The following is a 1,046-nucleotide window of genomic DNA, read 5'->3' on the forward strand; positions in this document are numbered from 1 at the left end:
CGTTACAAACTATATCACGATGACCAATGACTTAGAGCAAAAATTGACAGGTTTTGATTTTCAAAATAGTTCTGTAGAAGAAATCGAGCAATTATTCTCTCAAGAAATTTTAGGGCATACTCGACCAACAATAAACATTTCACCTGATGGACTTTTTAGAGCCCGAATAATCACAAATACCAAAGATAAAGATATACAAACTACAAAATCAATTTGGTATCCGAATTTTGACGAAATTCCCTCAAAACATCATCAATTAAATAGATGTAGCAATATTGGACAGAACTTCTTCTATTCTTCAAATTATTTAGGAGCCGTAATTAAAGAGCTAAATCCTGTCGATGGTGATTTAGTTATGATTGGAATATTCCATAAAAAATTTCCTGAAACAAAAATACGTTCTCAATATGCCGGAATCGAAGCTCTAAAAGCTAACCCTAAAGAAAATATTGAGTTGAAAAATTACAAATATGTTTCTGAAAATGACAAATTGATAGAAAAGTATATTTCATCAAAATTTCAAGAAAGAGTGGAAAATGGAGAGGAGCATAAATATAAATCGAGTATAGCCTTTAGTAATATTCTATTAAAAAATGAAAATATTAATTGTATTATCTATCCGAGTGTTGCTTCTGATTTAAAATCGGTAAATTATGGAATTAAGGCAAAATTTGTTGATGAATTTCTGTATTGTAAAAGTATATACGTTTACTCAATAAAAAGGAGTTTGAGGGAATTTGAGCTTATTCCTGAAAAATATGGAAAGAGAATTATACTTGACAAAAATGACGCGAAAAACTCAGTAATTGAATGGCTAAAAAACACAGATTCTGAAAAGCAACAGACAATAAAATACAGTTTGTAACACTATATATAGCAAATAGGGCAATTAGTGTTTAATCGAGAAATCAGTGCCTATTTGTGATGTCGTCAAATCTTTTGATTTGGTATTAAAAAAGAAAAATTAAAACAAAATGCAAAAGATTTGGCTTGTGGCTAAACCGAAAATAATTGCTTGTTTTCTGCCCTACTTGCCATATACTTAA

The 1,046-nt window shown here is 29.6% G+C and carries 1 protein-coding gene; it reads left to right on the forward strand.

Translation table 11 applies throughout. The annotated features are described in order from the left end of the window. A partial coding sequence (locus F1E73_RS17050) for a hypothetical protein (protein WP_223883503.1) occupies positions 1-865 on the forward strand: 865 nt, incomplete at its 5' end. Positions 866-1,046: the final 181 nt, after the last annotated feature.

Source organism: Arenibacter lacus (assembly GCF_008711145.1).
Taxonomy (GTDB): domain Bacteria; phylum Bacteroidota; class Bacteroidia; order Flavobacteriales; family Flavobacteriaceae; genus Arenibacter; species Arenibacter amylolyticus.